This is a genomic window from Streptomyces enissocaesilis (genome assembly GCF_039533765.1).
Lineage (GTDB): Bacteria > Actinomycetota > Actinomycetes > Streptomycetales > Streptomycetaceae > Streptomyces > Streptomyces enissocaesilis.
Map to the genome: position 1 here is coordinate 1 of NZ_BAAAUD010000047.1, position 17,350 is coordinate 17,350.

The following is a 17,350-nucleotide window of genomic DNA, read 5'->3' on the forward strand; positions in this document are numbered from 1 at the left end:
GAAAACGGGCAGCTTCGTCCTGTTCACGGACGGCAGCGATCAACGATTCCATGGGCCGCACCTTACGGCTCACAGGGTTGACAAGAATCATTGGGAATCAGTCACACCGGAGGTTCTAGCGGCAACCCGCTGCTGGGCCACTGGCGCCTTCTGCTGTCACCACAAGGCGGGCTGCACGGCGGTGTGCCGGTGCAGAGGGAGGATGATCCGGACGGGTGCGCTCACAACGGGGCTGGCTGCCGGGCGCGAAGTGTCAGTGCCGGGGGACTGACGGTGCAAGCGTTCTCGGTCATGGGGGTGTTCCTCGGGTGTCTCAGTGGTGCGGGCGGCGGTGTGCCGTGGCCTCGTCGTAGGGGTGCCGCCCGTGGGCGCGCGGAGCGCGACGGACAGTGCCGTCGTGCCCGAAGGGCACGCCCTTCGGCCCGGCGTCCGGACGGGCGGGAGGGCCGCCCGCGGCCCGGACGCTCCGGCCGGCTGCGAGCCGGGCCAGGCTGAGCCGTCCCGGAGGGACGCCCTTCGTACGGGGGCCGGTGAACGGGGCCGGCCGCCGACGCGGGCGGGCCCGGACGGCGGTGGGCGGAGCGTGGGGTGGGCGGCTCGACGCCGCCCACCCCACGGCCCGGCGGCCGGGGTCCGGCCGGGCGGTGGCTCCCGCCCGGCCGGGCCTGCTACGCGGCGACCGATTCGCGTGCGGCGAGGCGGCACCGGGTGAGCACCGTCTGTGCGGTCTCGCCGTAGATGCTGTGGTCCTTGACCGTGCCGGTCAGCTCGACCTCGTCGCCCTGCTCGGGGACATCGGCGGCGCTGCTGAACCAGACGAACACGTTCCCGTCACCGTCCTGGAACTTCACCAGTCGGCGGCGCTGGGTGTGGTAGCCGTACGTCCGGCCCTCCAGCTCGATCACGGTGGTGACGGTGGCGTTCGTGGTGATGCGCTCGCCCACGGAGCCCTGCGGCTTGCTGTTCTGGGCGGCCTGCTCGGTGGCCTCCTTCTCCTGGTCGCGGTACCAACCCGCGATGGCGGACACGAGCGTCGGCAGGTGGCGCGGGTCGACGGTCTCGCCCTTCGCCAACTGGCCCACCTTGTGGCGGTAGTCGGAGAGGCTGCCGTATCCCTGGACGGCCCATGCCCGAACGGCGGCGGCGGTGGTCGGCGCGTCGGGGTCGCCGTCGATGTCGGCCCGCCACTCCATCGGGGCCTTGCGGTCGAAGAAATACGCCTCGACGCCGTCGGCGGTCGGCTGGGTGTTCTTCCACTGCTCGGACCGGCTGTAGAAGCGGCCTTCGGTCTTCACGATCGCGGCGGTCACCCGCAGGACCTCGATCACCGGGACGCGGAGATCGGCCGGGATGCCGCCCTCTTCGCCGTCCCAATCGGAGTCCTTCAACGTGCCGAACCTCCACAGGGCCTCAAGGCCCTTGATCGGCAGACCGGTGTACGGCTCCACGCACGTGGTGCCCAACTGGCGCATCTCGCCGTTCTCGTGGCGGGCGAGATAGGTGGCGGTGCGGTGGCGGGCGACGGCGCACCCGTGGCAGAAGTTCTCGATGGCGCGGTACTGGCGTGCGGCCTCGGCGTCCTGCTCGGGCAGACCGGGGAACAGGCTGGTGATCGTCTCGCCCTCCTCGTCGTGGTCCAGGCGGGCGATGACGGTCCAGCCGTGGTGACGGGGGATGTCACCGGAGATCGTCACGGTGACGGTGGGGCGCTTGCCGATCAGGCGGCCGTCAGTGTCGTGGTAGTCGGCCAGGAACGGCGCGGAGATGTCGAGCGTGTAAGCGGTGAGGTGGTGGACGGCGGCGCGGGCGTTGGTGGCCTCGACAAGCTGACGGACGCGGGACTGGGCCGTGGCGGGGATGGAAAACCGCATGGCTGCGCTGGTCATCGTGAGTGCTCCTGCTGGTGAGAGAGGAATCGAGGGCCCGGCCGGGCGGGTTGCCCTCCGCGTGCGGCCGGGGTCGGGCCGGATGGCGGCCCGTGGTGTCGGAGGGGGTGTTGCCCTCCCTCTCCGACACCATTAATTAAACCATATTTTGGGGAATGGGGCAAGCATCCCGACCCGGGATGTCGAGTGCGGCGCGGTCGCGCAGGAACGCGGCGAACAGGGCGGCGGTGTAGCTGTCGGCGGTGCCGTACGTGCGGCGGCAGTCCAGCGCGCCGATGCGTTCGCCCCGGTGGTGGACGGGGAACGGCTGGCCGGGGGACGGGATGGCGAGCGCGTACAGTCCGCGCGGGGTGTCCACGCGCAGGACAACGGCGGCGGCCTCGTGGTCGTAGGCGGCAGACAAGCGGGCGGGGCCGATGCCGAACTCCGCGAGTCCGCCCGCGATGGCGCGGGCCTGCATGATGTCGGCGGTGGTGCCGGGGTCGGGCTCGGCGGGGGCGGGGACGCATCCGCAACCGTGGTCGTCGGCGTGGGTCTCGAACAGAGCTGTACGGGTCACTGTGGGGCTCCTGGGCGTGCCGGGGGCGGGCGGTTCCCGCCCCCGGCGTCGGGCGGCTGAGGTGGTTAGGCGGCGGCTTCGTCGTCGCTGGCCGGGTCGTCGGCTTCCTCGGCCTCCGGCTCGCCCGTCTCCTCGTCGGTGCCGGGCTCCTGCTCGGTCTCCGGCTCGCTGCCGGACGTGATCGCGGCGCGGGGCTTCTTCTTCGACGGGTCGTAGGGCTCCTCGTCCACGACCGACTGCTCAATGGGCGTGAGCGGGTACCCGAGGGACGCGAGCACCTGGAACCATCGGCCGGTGGGCTTCCGCGTCCACGGGGCGTGCTGGCTGTCCGTCCGCCATGCAGACCGGTTCGCGCACTTCTCCCGGACGGCCGCGATGGCGGCGAACTGGAGCTGCGGGGCCCGGCGCGGGTCCTTGGCGACGTGCCCGGCAAAGCTGCTCCGGTCCTTCGCCTGCTCGGCGTTCAGCCCCAGGAATCCGGCCAGAATCTCCGTGGTGCCCTCCTTGTTCAGGTCGTCGGAGATACCCCAACTGCCGTTCAGCAGAGCGTTATTGACGTGCCCGATCAGAGTGTTGGTGGTGTTCTTCGGGAGGTTGCGCCGCTTGATCAGGTCCGTGATCCACTTCCGGCGCAGGGCCTCGGCCGCGTCCCAGTCGATGTTCCCCTTCTTGACGGCGGCGCGGGCGGCGCGCTCGGCCTCCTTGTCGGCGGTGGTCATCGTGCCACCGCTGGCGCTGGCACCCTCGGGCACCGCGTGCCCGTACAGGCCGGGGGCGGAGCAGTAGGGCTCGTACCGGTCCCCCCGCCGCTCATCGAACACCCAGACAAGACCCTTGCACTCGGCGTGCTCCTCGGTGGTGATGCCGCGCAGTCGCCACACGGGCATGGCGCGCTCGGACAGTTCCTCGGCGTCCCTGATCTTCTGCCCGGCCGTCTCCAGCTCAGCGCGGTGCGCCTCCGCCTTGTTCCGCTTGTCGCGCTTGGTCCGCTCGATGGCGATGGCCCAGTCAACGTCTCCCTCGTCGGCGTCGCCCTCGGCGGCGGCCTCGGTGATCGCGGCGAGTGCTTCGGCGTCGTTGGCGAACTCCGAAAGCGCGGCCAGGTGCTCGAAAGTCCACTCGTAGCTGCCCGCGCCGCTGACGGCGGCGCTCAGCTTCTCGTCAGACCTGACCTTGACCAGCGTCTTGACGTCATTCTGCCGCACGCCTGCGGCCTTGGCGATGCGGCCGACCTGCGCGCCCGCCTCGGCGGCGCTGAACATGGCCTGGTTCATCTCGGACGGGCTGAGGCTCTTACGGTGCTGAGCGGTCGTGATCATGTCGAGGAACTGCCCGGCCGCGTCGCGGTCGTCGTCCTCCCACTCGTACGGCAGGTGGGTGAGACCCGCGTCCGTCGCTGCGTGGTAGCGGCGGTTTCCGTCGTTGACCTGGAGGACTCCGCCGTCGAGCCGCTGGATCTTGACGGGGATGCGGCACCCCTCGGTGCGGAGCGAGTCCACGAACGGCGCGTTGAGGTCGAGATCTTCACGGGCGTTCTTCGGGTGCGGGGTGAGCGCGTCGATTCGGATGACGGGGCGGGGCGTGACCGGCACGGTCTCCAGCCCTGCGGCGACGGCGGCGGCCAGCCGCTGGAACCCGTCGATGACCTGCGGCACGTCGCCGTGGGTGCGGACGACATACAGCGGCTCCACGACGCCGTTGTCCTTCACATCGGCCAGCAGATCGGCCGGGGCCTCGATGTCGCGGACGTTGCCGGAGTGCGCGGCGAGTTCGGCGACCGTGAGGGTCGGCCACGGGGCAGGGGCAGCCTGGACGCCGGCCTGGGTCTTGATGTTCGTCATCGGTCCTTCTCTTCCTGGTGAGAGTTCTTCGGGCCGTTCGGCCCGGTGACGGTGTCGGTCGGGGGGTTGCCCTCCCCCTTCCGGCGCCATTAATTAAACCATATTTTTAAGGTGGGGCAACCAGGGATGCTGTGATCGCCGTCACTCGGGTGCAGGGTTGCGGCGGTACGGATCATCGCGGCGGCCTCGGCGGTGGTCCGCTCGCACTGGAAGATGTCCCACGGTTCGCCGTGTACGGACCAGCGGGGCCGGGCGGAACGTACGCCGCGCCCCCACTCGTGCAGCACGGTGCACGGGGCAGTGTCGCCTATCCGGCCGGACTACCAGAGGTGGTCACCCTGGTAGAGGCCGACGCGTTCGATGTGGTCGGCGGCGGCGGTGAGGATGCGGGCGGGGATGGCCGGGGGCTTTCGAGACGGCACGGCCATGCCTCCTGGGGTAGGTCGCGGGCTCGGCGGCCGGGGGCGGCGGACGGCCGCCCCCGGCCTTGATGGGGCTACGCGGTTATGGATCCGGCCGTGGTGCGGCCGATCCGCTTACCGCCGATGTCGGCGCGGCTGCCCGCCATCCATCCGGCTCCGTACCCGTTGCCGGTCATGGTGGTGGTGCCGCCCTTCCGCGCACGCGGGTATGCCTGCTGGTAGCTGCGCGAGACGACGGCCTTGCGGTCCGCGAGCACGAGGGCCGCGCTGCGGCCGGTGGCGGTGGTCTCACCCCTGGCCTCTTCGCGTGCGCCGCGCTCGGCCTCCTCGATGCGGTCGCCCACCCGGCTGATGAAGCCGAGGAGCCAGGAGCGACGCCAGGCGCGCACACCCTGGCCCGGCGGGACCGACTGTGCGGCCAGTCCGCTGTTCATCTGGAGGAGAAGGGAGGTGTAGAGCAGTTCGACGCGCTGAAGATCGCTCGCGTACCCGAAGATGTGCACCCGGCGGGCCGGGCCGCTGCCGTCTCGGCCAAGGTGGATCAGCTCGCAGCCGAGGGCGAGCGCGATGCGGTTGATGAGGCGGACCCGCTCCATCGCCCACGGGTTGTCCAGAATGATCTTGCGGTCCGTCGGGGCATCACTGGCCGGGTTGGCGTCATTGAGCATCGCCTGTTCGACGCCATACTTCGCCATCATCTCGAACGCCCGCTTCCGGGCCAACTCCGCCTCCGACTCCGGCGTGCGGGGGTCCTCCGCCTTGGCGAGAAGGGCGCGGATGGTTTCGAGCTTCGCGGGTGCCTTCGAGGTGCTCACGTTCATTCTCCTGGTGAGAGAGGTTGTCGGCGGCCGGTCGGCCTGCCGCATGTCGGTCGGGGGTTGCCCTCCCCTTCCGACATCACTAATTAAACCACGTTCTAGGGGTTCGAGTCAACCCGGATATGGGCTCCGACCTGGCCTTTTCTCACACCCCACGGCCCGCACCCGCCCGGCCGGGTCCGGCCACAACGGGCCTGGGCGGGGTTCCCTCCTCGGTCGGACAGCTCCGCCGTACCAGGGTTCCGGGCGCGGTGTCCTGGCTCGCGTAGCGACCGCGCAGCGGCTCGGCCTGGACGCCGTGTCCGGGTTCCTGGTACGCCCCTTGGGGTGTCCGGCCGAGGAGGGAACCCCGCCTTCACCACCTGCACCACGACGGCGCGGCACCCGACCAACCAGCCCCCACCCCCTCCGAGGAGGACCCGCCGGAGGCAGCCTTTCGCTCTGGCCGGCACCCAACTAACTCGTGGTTCGAGATGTCCGCGGACCTGTGCCTACGGTGCGCGCGACGAGCAGTATTTTCGAACAGAACTGGGGGCACGGGTGAGCACGAATTCGGCAGGACCGGTGAGCGCGTCGGAACTGCGGCGGCGGGTTCGCGCTGCTGAAGCGGTGAAGGCGAAGACGCGGGAGATGGCCGCCGAGAGCGCGCTGACCGCGCGTGATGCTGCGGTGAAGGCGGCTAAGGCGAAGGAGGAGGCCGACGTCACGGCGCGGGAGGCTGCTGCTGTAGTCCTGCGGCTGTTCGACAACGACGCCGAGTTGGTCTCGGAGCTTCTTGGTGTGCCGGCGGAGGAGCTGGAACGCGAGGCGAAGCCTGTTACCGCCGCCCGGGCGAAGGAAATCATCGAATCGCTGCGTGCCCGCGCCGAGCGCCCCCGTCCCACCCGGGCCCGTATGCCTCGCGCGGATGCGGCGGATCCGGCTTCCTCGACCTCGGGTATCCCTGCCCCAGTCGTCACAGCGGACGGTAGCCGGGCTGATGCCGCCTGAGAACGACCTCGGGCCCGGACTCTTCCCGCTCGCGGCGGTGAACGAGTCCGGGCCCGTTCACGTTGATGAGCAACTTACCCTCATCGGTGAGCCAACGCCCGTGCGTATACCGGCTGTTGAGTGGTCGGCCTGGTTGGCCGACGAGTCCGTTCAAGCTCGGTACTGGGCAAAGGTCTACCGAACCTCGTCAACCGAGGACTGCTGGTTCTTCTTCGGCGGGATCTCCAGCACGGGCCATGCCAGCTTCAGGGCCGCGTCGCGGCCGGGCAGGACGCGACGCGGCACGGTGCCGGGCCACCTCTACGGGTACCAGCTTGCGTACGGCGTCATCCCTCGACTCGGTTGGGGAACCGACAGCCCGACCGTTTGCCACACCTGCGACAACCACTCCTGCCAGCAGCCGGCACACCTGCGACTGGGCACAGCGGCGGAGAACCGGGCCGAATGGCTAGCCCGCCGCAGAGACCCGGGTAGCCCCCTCGCAGACCTCCGCGGCCCGGCCGGACGCTCCCGCGCAATCGGCGCCGCCATCCGAGCTGGCCAAGCGGGTGGGGAGACCACAGCGGAGATCTTGGCACGTATCCGCGCGATGAGTTCAGCAGGCCGCCCACTCAGCCTCTGGTGAGAAAGCGCGGACACCTGCGAGGAGACACGTGCCGTGGATGGTTTGTCGGAGATGACTTGGGAGCGTCTTTGTGAATTCCAGGAGCGGGCCGGCGCCACCTTGGATCCCCCACCGCGGCCGAGCACGTAAGTACGAGCGAGCCCAACCAGGTGCCTGTTGGGGCAGCACTCGTGAAAATGATGCGTGCGAGGTCGCCAGGCGACACCATACTGGCGCACATGATGAGCAAGACGGCGCCGCCAGCTGACGGTTGGAACGACGACCAAGTGGCAAGCGTGCACCAGGCTTTCGGGTTGGCCCTCAATGCTGCGGCCGCCATGGAGAAGAGCGTGCAGAGCCTCCTTCTCCATCAGCGCCTGACTCTCTCAGCTCAGGAAGGACACATCCTGAACAGACACTCATGCTGGGAGAAGGTGGCCAGGAGGCCGCTCAAGGAGGCGATCCGCGCTGCCGCGAGCTGCATGTTCTGCGACCAAGGTCTCGACACCACGCTGCTTGCAGCGGCGGATCGACGCAACTACCTCGCACACGACTTCTGGTTCGACAACACCGACCGCCTCTATGCGCCCGGCCCCCGGACGCGTCTGGCCAAGCAGCTAGGCGCCGATAGCCTCATCTTCACTGAGCTGTGCCACCGGGTGAATCGGATCGACGACATCCTGATCGAGAAACTGGACGGCACCACTCCGAGTGATCGCGCGCAGAAAGTCCAGGAAGTCATTCGCAGCGCCTCCGCAGCTCAGTAGCACGGACGTTGGCGGATGTCCCCCATGCCCCGCCGCCTCCCGCCTGAACGCCGAAGGGCTCGGCTCCTGATTGTTTGGCACAGGGGTCCAGCCGTGTCCGCTGTAGTCACCTGACACAGCAGACACGGGCGCCCCGTAGTGCCGGCGCCGTCGAGCCCGGGACGCTGCCTGCGCCCCGCTTCCTCAGGCTGCTCTATCAACGGCCGACGAATCAGCGGCCCCCATCGCCCACTCGACGGCCGCCACGACCTCGTCGTCCGAGACCTCCAGCAGGTGCCCGTACCGGTCGACCGTCGTGGTGATCGACTCATGGCCGAGCCGGGCCTGAATCACCGGCAGCGGGACCTTGCCGGCGATGAGCCAGGAAGCGTGCGTGTGGCGAAGGTCGTGGATGCGCGGCCTCTTGGTGAGGCCAGCTGAGTTGGCCGCGTCCAGTGCGGGCTTCCAGCGGTGCGCGTGGAACACGCCGGAGTGCCACGCTCCCCCTTCGGGGGCGGTGAATATCAGGTCGGTCGGCTTCTTCCCCTGACATCGCCGCTGGAACAGTGCCACCTGCTCTGGGGTCAGCACGAGGGTGCGACGTGACTTCTTCGTCTTGGGGGCGCCGAGGAATGTTCCGCCCTCGCCGCGCCTCTTCCAGGCTCGCTGCACGCGGAGTGCCGGCCTCTTCCCCACCAGCGTGAAGTCGCGGGGCTGAAGCGCCGTTATCTCGCCCCAGCGGAGCCCGGTGCTCACCAAAGCATCAACGATGTCCAGGGCGTCCGCCCGTACGTGCTGCCGAAGGACGGCGTACTCGTCGGGTTCGAGGAATACCTCGTCGTCCTCTGTGTCGTTCCCCTTGGGCAGCCGGGTGTGTGCGCAGGGATTCGAATCGCGCAGCGGCGGATCAGCGGTCACGGCCGACTGGAGAATGCTGAACAGCAGGCCGTGCAGGTTCGCGATCGTCTTCGCGGCGTACGGCCGGCGTTCGGTTCCGGCGGGATGCAGCGGACCAGGCTTGCCGCCTTGAAGGTCGAGGATCCACTGACTGATGTGGTCGCGGGTGAACCGCGGGCCTCGGTCGGAGACCGACAGCTCCCCAAACCACGGGATCAGGTGATTATCGATAAATCTGGTGTAGTTAGTACGCGTATGGTCCGATATGTCGGTGAGCAGGCCCACGTAGGCGTGTGCGTACGCGGCGAACATCTCTGTGTCCGGGACCGCCGGTTCATCAGGCTTGACGAAGCCCCTGCCCTTGATCCACCCCGGGGGCCATTGCTGTCCGTGACCGTTCACCAAGTCCCGAAAGCGTTCCGCCGGGCCGGGATCGTCGAAGGTCTCGTTGCACCACGCGCCGCTGCGACCGCCCCCGGCGCGCCAGTAGACGATGTGCGAGGTCGCCCCGGAGCTCAGCTTCTTCGTCTTGATATAGGCCATGGGGACAAGCGTACGAGGGCCCCGTGCGGTACTCGTGCGGTACAGCGCCTGCCCGACGACCCGCCAATCGGGCGTTTCCGCAGGTCACGACGTTTCTGCGATGGTGGGGCGGGTGGGACTCGAACCCACGGCCGACGGATTATGAGTCCGCTGCTCTAACCGGCTGAGCTACCGCCCCTAACGGCGCGTCGCGCACATTTGTGCGCGCCGTCTGCCGCAGCATAGCCGCTCATACGATCTCCTGCCTCGGGTGGTCGGCCACGCATGCCCATGAGGACATCGCTGCCACCTGCGCGGTTGCAGGGGACATGAAAAAGGACCCCAGAGGGGCCCTTTTCCTTGCCGCTCCCCCGACTGGACTCGAACCAGTAACCCTCCGGTTAACAGCCGAATGCTCTGCCAATTGAGCTACAGGGGATCGCGCTCCCCCGACTGGACTCGAACCAGTAACCTGCCGGTTAACAGCCGGCTGCTCTGCCAATTGAGCTACAGGGGATTGCTGCGTTGCGTCGAACGTACCCACCGGATGGCGTCCCGGGGGGCGTGCGCTCGCTGCGACACATACATTAGCGCAAGCAGGGGGGTGTTCCGCCAATCGGTATCTCCCGGGGTGATCACCGGCGTCTCCGGGTAGGCGCCCAGCACAGCCCCCGCGGTCCGGAACTCCCACGGCACCAGGGGACCGCCGACGCAAGAGAAGGGTGACAGCCATGGGCTACCGGCTCACATTCATCACCGGACTGGCCATCGGGTACGTGTTCGGGACCCGAGCCGGGCGTGAGCGCTACGAGCAGTTGAAGAAGTCCGCACGCCAGGTCTCCCAGAACCCCGCCGTGCGCAACGCTGCCGAGTCCGCCGCCCAGAACGGCCGCGACATCGCGGGCAAGGCGCTCCACACGGTCAGCGACAAGGTCGGGGACCGGGTGCCCGGCTCCGTGTCCGAGCGGGTGCGGTCGCTGCGCGAGCGGGGCCAGAGCGGCGCGGACGACTGGGGTACGACGAACACCTAGCCCCGGGACCGGGCGCGGCACGGCCCCGGTCCCGCATGCGGCAGAATCTTGTACATGGGGATAGTCGCCGGCTTGGACAGTTCGTCTGCTTCTACGCGCATCGTCGTGTGCGACGCGGATACGGGTGCCGTGCTGCGGCAGGGTTACGCCCCCCACCCCGTGGAGGCGAAATCCACCGAGGCCGATCCACAGGTGTGGCTGCTGTCACTGGGCGAGGCCGCGTCCGGCGGGCTGCTCGAGGGCGTGCAGGCCATCGGCGTATCGGCGCAGCAGCACGGCATGATCCCGCTCGACGCCCACGGCACGTCGGTCCGTCCGGCGCTGCTCGGCAACGACAAGCGGGCCCAGGTCGCGGCCGCCGATCTGGTCGACGCGCTCGGCGGACGCCAGGCCTGGGCCGAGGCCGTCGGGTCCGTGCCGCAGGCTCCGCAGCCGCTGGCGAAGCTGCGCTGGCTGGCGCGCAACGAGCCGGAGTCCGCGCGGCAGACCGCCGCCGTGATGCAGCCGCACGACTGGCTGGTGTGGCAGCTGCTCGGGCGGCCCGCCCGCAGGACCACCGACCGGGGCGCGGCATCGGGCACCGGCTACTGGTCGGCCGCCACCGGCACGTACCGGCCCGACCTGGTCGAGCTGGCGCTGGGGCACCAGGCCGCGCTGCCCGAGGTGCTCGGCCCCTCCGACGCCGCGGGGACCACGCCCGAGGGGCTGCTGATCTCCGCGGGGACCGGCGAGACGATGGCCGCGGCCTTCGGGCTCGGTGTCGGGGTCGGGGACGCCGTGGTGTCCCTGGGGGCCTCCGGTTCGGTGATGGCCGTGCACCACGAGGCGCTGGTCGACCCGAGCGGGCTCATCACGTCGTTCGCGGACGCCACCGGGATGCACCTGCCGGTCGTGCACACGCTCAATGCCGTACGGGCGCTGCGGGGCACGGCCGAGCTGCTGGGGACGGATCTGGAGGGGCTTTCGGAGCTGGCCCTCACGTCGTCGCCCGGGTCGTACGGGCTCGTCCTGCTGCCGTACCTGGAGGGTGAGCGTACGCCGCAACTCCCGCACACCGCAGGGACCTTGAGCGGGCTGCGGCGCGAGTCGATGAAGCCCGAGCACCTCGCGCGGGCGGCCTTCGAGGGCATGCTGTGCTCGCTGGCCGACGCCATGGACGTGCTGCGGGGACGGGGCGTGGAGGTGCGGCGGGTCTTCCTGCTGGGGGCCGCCGCCGAGCTGCCCGCCGTGCAGGCGGCGGCGCCCGCGATCTTCGGTACGCAGGTGGTCGTGCCGCAGCCCGCGGAGTACGCGGCGCTGGGCGCGGCCCGGCAGGCGGCGTGGGCGCTCGGGGTGGCGCAGGGCACGCTGGCCCCGCACACCCCGCCGGCCTGGCGGGGCGCGGCGGCGCAGGTTCTGGAGCCGGGCGACGAGGTGGCGGTGGGGCAGGCGGTGCGTCAGCAGTACGGCGCGACGCGGGACCAGATCCATCCCGGAGCGTTCGGGACCTGAAGTCTTGACCCGGTGATGGGGTAATCCCTTGGAAATACCGGTGCCGGGTGTCGGAGGATGGGGTGATCCCCTCCCCTGCCGACTCCGAGAGATTTCGTGTGCTCATAAGACTCCTGCGGGCCCGTCTGGGCCCGTACAAGAAACCCATCGCCCTGCTGGTGGTGCTGCAACTGCTGCAGACCTCCGCCACCCTCTACCTGCCCACCCTCAACGCGGACATCATTGACAACGGTGTCGTGACCGGGGACACCGGTTACATCCTGGAGTTGGGCGCCGTCATGATCGCCGTCAGCCTCGTCCAGGTGGTCTGCAACATCGGCGCCGTCCACTACGGCGCGAAGACCGCCTCGGCGCTCGGGCGGGACGTGCGGGCGGCCGTCTTCGAGCGGGTGCAGAGCTTCTCGGCCCGTGAGGTCGGGCACTTCGGGGCGCCCTCGCTGATCACGCGTACGACCAACGACGTCCAGCAGGTCCAGACGCTGGCGCTGATGGCGTTCACACTGATGGTGTCGGCGCCGATCATGTGCGTGGGCGGCATCGTCATGGCGCTCGGCCAGGACGTGCCGCTGTCGGGTGTGCTGCTCGCGGTCGTGCCCGTGCTCGGGATCGCCGTGAGCCTGATCGTGCGGCGCATGCGGCCGTTGTTCCGCGCGATGCAGGAGCGGCTGGACACGGTCAACCAAGTGCTGCGCGAGCAGATCACCGGCAACCGCGTGATCAGGGCTTTCGTACGGGACGAGTACGAGAAGGGCCGCTTCCGGGAGGCGAACACCGCGCTGACGGACGTGTCGCTGTCCTCGGGGCGGCTGATGGCGCTGATGTTCCCCATCGTGATGACGGTCGTGAACGTCTCCAGCATCGCGGTGGTCTGGTTCGGCGCGCACCGGATCGACAGCGGAGGCATGGAGATCGGGGCGCTGACGGCGTTCCTCGCGTACCTGATGCAGATCGTGATGGCCGTGATGATGGCCACCTTCATGTTCATGATGGTGCCGCGCGCCGAGGTGTGCGCCGAGCGCATCGAGGAGGTGCTGGACACGGCGTCGAGCGTCGTACCGCCGGCCGGTCCGGTACGGGAACTGCGACGCCACGGGCAGCTGGAGCTGCGGGGTGCGGAGTTCCGCTATCCGGGCGCGGAGGAACCGGTGATCAGGGACATCGACCTGGTGGCCAGTCCGGGCGAGACGACGGCGATCATCGGGTCGACGGGCAGCGGGAAGTCGACGCTGCTCGGGCTCGTACCGCGGCTGTTCGACGCGACGGCCGGGGAGGTGCTGGTGGACGGGGTCGACGTACGGGCGCTCGATCCGGCGCTGATGGCGAGGACCGTCTCGCTGGTTCCGCAGAAGCCGTATCTGTTCTCCGGGACGGTCGCGACGAATCTGCGGTACGGGAAGCCGGACGCCACGGACGAGGAGCTGTGGCACGCGCTGGAGGTGGCGCAGGCGCGGGAGTTCGTGGAGCGGCTCGACGGCGGACTGGACGCGCCGATCGCGCAGGGCGGTACGAACGTCTCGGGCGGGCAGCGGCAGCGGCTCGCGATCGCGCGGACGCTGGTGCGGCGGCCGGAGATCTACCTGTTCGACGATTCCTTCTCGGCTCTGGACTACACGACCGATGTGGCGCTGCGGACCGCGCTGGCGCGGGAGACGGCCGAGGCGACGGTGGTGATCGTCGCCCAGCGGGTGTCGACCATCCGCGACGCCGACCGGATCGTGGTCCTGGACGAGGGCCGGGTGGTCGGCACGGGACGCCATCACGAGCTGATGGAGAGCAACGCGACGTACCGGGAGATCGTGCTCTCCCAGCTGACGGAGGCTGAGGCGGCATGAGCGGGCCCGGTGGACGCATGATGGCCGGCGGCGCGCCGACCGAGCGGTCGATGGATTTCAAGGGCTCGGGGAAGCGGCTGCTGCGGCAGTTCGCTCCCGAACGGGTCACGTTGTGGTGGATGCTCGCGGCGGGCGTGCTGAGCGTCGCGTTCTCGGTGATCGGCCCGAAGATCCTGGGGCGGGCGACCGACCTGGTCTTCGCGGGGGTCGTCGGCCGGCAGATGACGGACGGCGGCAGCAAGGCGCAGGCCGTCGAGGACCTGCGGGAGAAGGGCGACGACGGGCTCGCGGACATGCTCTCCGGGGTGGACTTCGTCCCCGGGCGGGGCATCGACTTCGGAGCGGTCGGCGACGTACTGCTGCTGGTGCTCGCGGTGTACGTGGGCGCGGGACTGCTGATGCTGGTGTCGTCGCGGCTGTCGATCCGGGTCATCAACCGGACCGTGTTCCGGATGCGCGCGGACGTGCAGGCGAAGCTGTCGCGGCTGCCGCTGAGCTACTTCGACCGGCAGAAGCGGGGCGAGGTGCTGAGCCGGGCGACGAACGACATCGACAACATCTCGCAGACCATGGCGCAGACGATGGGCCAGCTCATCAACTCCCTGCTGACCATCGTGGGTGTGCTGGCGATGATGTTCTGGATGTCGCCCCTGCTGGCGCTGGTCGCGCTGGTGACCGTACCGCTGTCGGTGGTGGTGGCGGCGAAGGTCGGCAAGCGGTCGCAGCCGCAGTTCGTGCAGCAGTGGAAGACCACGGGCAAGCTCAACGCGCACATCGAGGAGATGTACACCGGCCATGCGCTGGTGAAGGTCTTCGGGCGGCAGGAGGAGTCGGCACAGGCGTTCCGGGAGCAGAACGACGCGCTGTACGAGGCCGGGTTCAGGGCGCAGTTCAACAGCGGGATCATGCAGCCGCTGATGTTCTTCGTGAGCAATCTGAACTACGTGCTGGTGGCGGTGGTGGGCGGGCTGCGGGTCGCGTCCGGCACGTTGTCGATCGGCGACGTGCAGGCGTTCATCCAGTACTCGCGGCAGTTCTCGATGCCGTTGACGCAGGTCGCCTCGATGGCGAACCTGGTGCAGTCGGGCGTCGCCTCGGCCGAGCGGGTCTTCGAACTGCTCGACGCGGACGAGCAGGAACCCGACGCGGCGGGCGCGGAGCGGGCGGAGCTGCCGTCGGCCCCGGAGGGCCGGGTCGGGCTGGAGAAGGTGTCTTTCCGGTACGAGCCGGACAAGCCGCTCATCGAGAACCTGTCGCTCGCGGTCGAGCCGGGGCAGACGGTCGCAATCGTCGGGCCGACGGGCGCGGGCAAGACGACGCTGGTGAACCTGCTGATGCGGTTCTACGAGGTGACGGGCGGCCGGATCACTCTCGACGGCGCCGACATCGCGAAGACGACGCGGGAGGACCTGCGGTCGGGCATCGGGATGGTCCTCCAGGACACCTGGCTGTTCGGCGGGACGATCGCCGACAACATCGCGTACGGGGCGCCGCCTTCGCGGAGCGTCACGCGCGAGGAGATCGAGGAGGCGGCGCGGGCCGCCCATGCGGACCGGTTCGTACGGACGCTGCCGGACGGGTACGACACGGTGATCGACGACGAGGGATCGGGGGTCAGCGCGGGCGAGAAGCAACTCATCACGATCGCGCGGGCGTTCCTGTCCGATCCGGTGATCCTGGTCCTCGACGAGGCGACGAGCTCGGTCGACACCCGGACGGAGGTGCTGATCCAGAAGGCGATGGCACGGCTGGCCCACGGCCGTACGAGCTTCGTGATCGCGCACCGGCTCTCCACGGTCCGGGACGCCGATGTGATCCTGGTGATGGAGAATGGTTCGATCGTCGAACAGGGGACGCATGAGGAGCTGTTGGCGGCGGAGGGCGCGTACGCGCGTCTGTACGCGGCGCAGTTCGCTCAGGCGGTGGCAGAAGTGGACTGACCGGCCATGGTGGAGAGCACGGAGAAGAAGAGCGCGGACCGGAGCGCGCGCGGTGACACGTCCGGCCTCGCGGTCGGGATGTCGCTCGGGTTGTCGATCGGCATCGCCGCCGGGCTGCTGCTCGACAACCTGGCGACCGGGCTGGCGTGCGGCATGGGCCTCGGCGTGGGGGTCGGCGCCGCGGTCGATGCGCGCCGGAAGGCCGGGAGGGACAGGAAGACCGCGGCCGGCGGGGGCGGCTCCGTGGACGGCGTCTGACCCCCTGACCTGACGGGGCGGACGGCGCCCGGCCCGGTGGCCGGGCGCCGTCGTGTGCCGTCGTCGTGTGCCGTCGTGTGCCGTCGTGTGCCGTCACCGCGCTGCCCGGGCGGGCCGGTGGTCAGTCCAGGTAGCCGCGGAGCTGGTCGGCGAAGGCGTGGTCGCGGAGCTTGCCGAGGGTCTTGGACTCGATCTGGCGGATGCGTTCGCGCGTCACGCCGAAGAGGCGTCCGATCTCCTCCAGGGTGCGGGGCCTGCCGTCGGCCAGGCCGTACCGGAGCTGGACGACCTTGCGCTCGCGCTCGCCGAGCGTGGAGAGCACGGCGTCCAGATGCTCGCGCAGGAGGAGGAAGGCGGCCGATTCGACGGGGGACGCGGCGTCGCCGTCCTCGATGAGGTCGCCGAGCGCCACCTCGTCCTCCTCGCCCACCGGTGTGTGCAGCGACACCGGTTCCTGGGCGAGGCGCAGGACTTCGCCGACCCGTTCCGGGGTGAGTTCGAGCTGGGCGGCGACCTCCTGCGGGGTGGGCTCGTAGCCGCGTTCCTGGAGCATCCTGCGCTGGACGCGGACGACGCGGTTGATCAGCTCGACGACATGGACCGGGACACGGATGGTGCGGGCCTGGTCGGCCAGCGCGCGGGACATGGCCTGGCGGATCCACCAGGTCGCGTACGTCGAGAACTTGTAGCCGCGGGCGTAGTCGAACTTCTCGACGGCGCGGATGAGGCCGAGGTTGCCCTCCTGGACCAGGTCGAGCATGGTCAGGCCGCGGCCGACGTAGCGCTTGGCGACGGACACGACGAGGCGCAGGTTCGCCTCGATCAGGCGGCGTTTGGCCGTCCGGCCCATGACCACGAGCCTGTCGAGGTCGACGGCGAGCCGGGAGTCCGGGTCGGAGACGCTGCGGAGTTTCTCCTCGGCGAAGAGCCCGGCTTCGACCTTGCGGGCCAGGTCCACCTCCTCGGCCGCGGTGAGCAGCGGGATGCGGCCGATTTCGCGCAGGTACTGCCGGAAGAGGTCGGAGGACGGGCCCCCGCTGTCGGCGCGGGCGTCGCGCCGCCGTTCGGACGCCTCCGGTGTTCCGGAAGCGTCCGCCGGGTCCTCGACGAGGATTTCGGCGTCCACGGGTTCTGCGGCCTCTGCGGGCTCCACGACCTCTGCGGGCTCCATGGCCTCTACGGGCTCCATGGCCTCTGCGGGCCCTATGGGCTCCATCGGCTCTGCGGGCTCGGCTTCGGGGTGGAATCCGCCCCGGCTCTGCGAGGGGAGCGCGGTGATGACGTCGGTCAACGGCTGGGGCGGGCTCTTGGCCTGGCTCTGGGTCTGGGCCTGCACGGGGGGCGACCTCCAGGTGATCGCTGCCGGTTCGGGGGTGTGCGGCAGCGGGACGGGAGCGGCGACCGGGCCGCCGTCCGTCCCGTACACGATGAGCGGATCCGCGGGTGTGTGAGGCCCACTCGGCGTGGGCCGGCCGCGCTCCGAGGACTCAGGCACCGCCACCCAGTGTGGGGT

General features: G+C 69.8%; 13 protein-coding genes and 3 tRNA genes. 7 read left to right on the forward strand and 9 right to left on the reverse strand.

All coding sequences use genetic code 11. The features are described from left to right. Nucleotides 1-668 precede the first annotated feature (668 nt). The 4 genes from ABD374_RS22420 to ABD374_RS22440 all read right to left on the reverse strand — a co-directional run bounded on the left by ABD374_RS22420 (nucleotide 669) and on the right by ABD374_RS22440 (nucleotide 5,523). Complete coding sequence (locus ABD374_RS22420; protein WP_344497389.1) at nucleotides 669-1,886, reverse strand: single stranded DNA-binding domain-containing protein; 1,218 nt, start codon at nucleotides 1,884-1,886, stop codon at nucleotides 669-671. A 136-nt stretch (nucleotides 1,887-2,022) separates the two neighbouring features. After that, nucleotides 2,023-2,445, reverse strand: coding sequence for a hypothetical protein (locus ABD374_RS22425; protein WP_344497390.1), 423 nt, complete (start codon nucleotides 2,443-2,445; stop codon nucleotides 2,023-2,025). Nucleotides 2,446-2,510: 65 nt separating this feature from the next. Continuing rightward, nucleotides 2,511-4,286, reverse strand: coding sequence for a ParB N-terminal domain-containing protein (locus ABD374_RS22430; protein ID WP_344497391.1), 1,776 nt, complete (start codon nucleotides 4,284-4,286; stop codon nucleotides 2,511-2,513). Between the two features lie 496 nt (nucleotides 4,287-4,782). After that, nucleotides 4,783-5,523 carry a DUF2786 domain-containing protein gene (locus ABD374_RS22440; RefSeq protein WP_344497392.1) on the reverse strand — a complete coding sequence of 247 codons (741 nt, stop codon included), beginning with the start codon at nucleotides 5,521-5,523 and terminating at the stop codon, nucleotides 4,783-4,785. Nucleotides 5,524-6,090: 567 nt separating this feature from the next. Here ABD374_RS22440 and ABD374_RS22445 point away from each other — a divergent pair. Both ABD374_RS22445 and ABD374_RS22450 read left to right on the forward strand, forming a co-directional pair. Beyond that, nucleotides 6,091-6,516, forward strand: coding sequence for a hypothetical protein (locus ABD374_RS22445; protein ID WP_344497393.1), 426 nt, complete (start codon nucleotides 6,091-6,093; stop codon nucleotides 6,514-6,516). An 843-nt stretch (nucleotides 6,517-7,359) separates the two neighbouring features. Beyond that, the gene (locus tag ABD374_RS22450; RefSeq protein ID WP_344497394.1) at nucleotides 7,360-7,887 is read left to right on the forward strand and encodes a hypothetical protein; all 528 of its coding nucleotides are present in this window, start codon (nucleotides 7,360-7,362) and stop codon (nucleotides 7,885-7,887) included. A 183-nt stretch (nucleotides 7,888-8,070) separates the two neighbouring features. Here ABD374_RS22450 and ABD374_RS22455 read toward each other — a convergent pair whose 3' ends face one another. The 4 genes from ABD374_RS22455 to ABD374_RS22470 form a co-directional block, all read right to left on the reverse strand. Beyond that, nucleotides 8,071-9,306 (reverse strand): tyrosine-type recombinase/integrase, encoded by a 1,236-nt coding sequence (locus tag ABD374_RS22455; protein ID WP_344497395.1) that lies wholly within the window; start codon nucleotides 9,304-9,306, stop codon nucleotides 8,071-8,073. A gap of 101 nt (nucleotides 9,307-9,407) precedes the next feature. Continuing rightward, nucleotides 9,408-9,484 (reverse strand) — tRNA-Ile (locus ABD374_RS22460). Between the two features lie 167 nt (nucleotides 9,485-9,651). Continuing rightward, a tRNA-Asn gene (locus ABD374_RS22465) sits at nucleotides 9,652-9,724 on the reverse strand. A gap of 5 nt (nucleotides 9,725-9,729) precedes the next feature. Then, nucleotides 9,730-9,802 (reverse strand) — tRNA-Asn (locus tag ABD374_RS22470). A 214-nt stretch (nucleotides 9,803-10,016) separates the two neighbouring features. Here ABD374_RS22470 and ABD374_RS22475 point away from each other — a divergent pair. From ABD374_RS22475 to ABD374_RS22495, 5 genes are all read left to right on the forward strand, one after another. Further along, the gene (locus tag ABD374_RS22475; RefSeq protein WP_344497396.1) at nucleotides 10,017-10,316 is read left to right on the forward strand and encodes a YtxH domain-containing protein; all 300 of its coding nucleotides are present in this window, start codon (nucleotides 10,017-10,019) and stop codon (nucleotides 10,314-10,316) included. Between the two features lie 54 nt (nucleotides 10,317-10,370). Next, nucleotides 10,371-11,807 carry an FGGY family carbohydrate kinase gene (locus tag ABD374_RS22480; RefSeq protein ID WP_344497397.1) on the forward strand — a complete coding sequence of 479 codons (1,437 nt, stop codon included), beginning with the start codon at nucleotides 10,371-10,373 and terminating at the stop codon, nucleotides 11,805-11,807. A gap of 98 nt (nucleotides 11,808-11,905) precedes the next feature. Then, the gene (locus tag ABD374_RS22485; protein ID WP_344497398.1) at nucleotides 11,906-13,639 is read left to right on the forward strand and encodes an ABC transporter ATP-binding protein; all 1,734 of its coding nucleotides are present in this window, start codon (nucleotides 11,906-11,908) and stop codon (nucleotides 13,637-13,639) included. Continuing rightward, on the forward strand, nucleotides 13,636-15,579 hold the full coding sequence (locus ABD374_RS22490; protein WP_344497399.1) for an ABC transporter ATP-binding protein: 1,944 nt from the start codon (nucleotides 13,636-13,638) through the stop codon (nucleotides 15,577-15,579). Before ABD374_RS22485 ends, ABD374_RS22490 begins: the two co-directional genes overlap by 4 nt. Before the next feature lie 6 nt (nucleotides 15,580-15,585). Continuing rightward, nucleotides 15,586-15,837, forward strand: coding sequence for a hypothetical protein (locus ABD374_RS22495; RefSeq protein ID WP_344497400.1), 252 nt, complete (start codon nucleotides 15,586-15,588; stop codon nucleotides 15,835-15,837). Nucleotides 15,838-15,958: 121 nt separating this feature from the next. Here ABD374_RS22495 and ABD374_RS22500 read toward each other — a convergent pair whose 3' ends face one another. Beyond that, the gene (locus tag ABD374_RS22500; protein ID WP_344497401.1) at nucleotides 15,959-17,332 is read right to left on the reverse strand and encodes an RNA polymerase sigma factor; all 1,374 of its coding nucleotides are present in this window, start codon (nucleotides 17,330-17,332) and stop codon (nucleotides 15,959-15,961) included. Nucleotides 17,333-17,350: the final 18 nt, after the last annotated feature.

Excerpts from the sequence above, each read along its gene's own strand:
- ABD374_RS22495 (WP_344497400.1), top strand. The coding sequence starts at position 15,586 with ATGGTGGAGAGCACGGAGAAGAAGAGCGCGGACCGGAGCGCGCGCGGT.
- ABD374_RS22450 (WP_344497394.1), top strand. The coding sequence starts at position 7,360 with ATGATGAGCAAGACGGCGCCGCCAGCTGACGGTTGGAACGACGACCAA.
- ABD374_RS22420 (WP_344497389.1), bottom strand. The coding sequence starts at position 1,886 with ATGACCAGCGCAGCCATGCGGTTTTCCATCCCCGCCACGGCCCAGTCC.
- ABD374_RS22475 (WP_344497396.1), top strand. The coding sequence starts at position 10,017 with ATGGGCTACCGGCTCACATTCATCACCGGACTGGCCATCGGGTACGTG.
- ABD374_RS22490 (WP_344497399.1), top strand. The coding sequence starts at position 13,636 with ATGAGCGGGCCCGGTGGACGCATGATGGCCGGCGGCGCGCCGACCGAG.
- ABD374_RS22430 (WP_344497391.1), bottom strand. The coding sequence starts at position 4,286 with ATGACGAACATCAAGACCCAGGCCGGCGTCCAGGCTGCCCCTGCCCCG.
- ABD374_RS22480 (WP_344497397.1), top strand. The coding sequence starts at position 10,371 with ATGGGGATAGTCGCCGGCTTGGACAGTTCGTCTGCTTCTACGCGCATC.
- ABD374_RS22455 (WP_344497395.1), bottom strand. The coding sequence starts at position 9,306 with ATGGCCTATATCAAGACGAAGAAGCTGAGCTCCGGGGCGACCTCGCAC.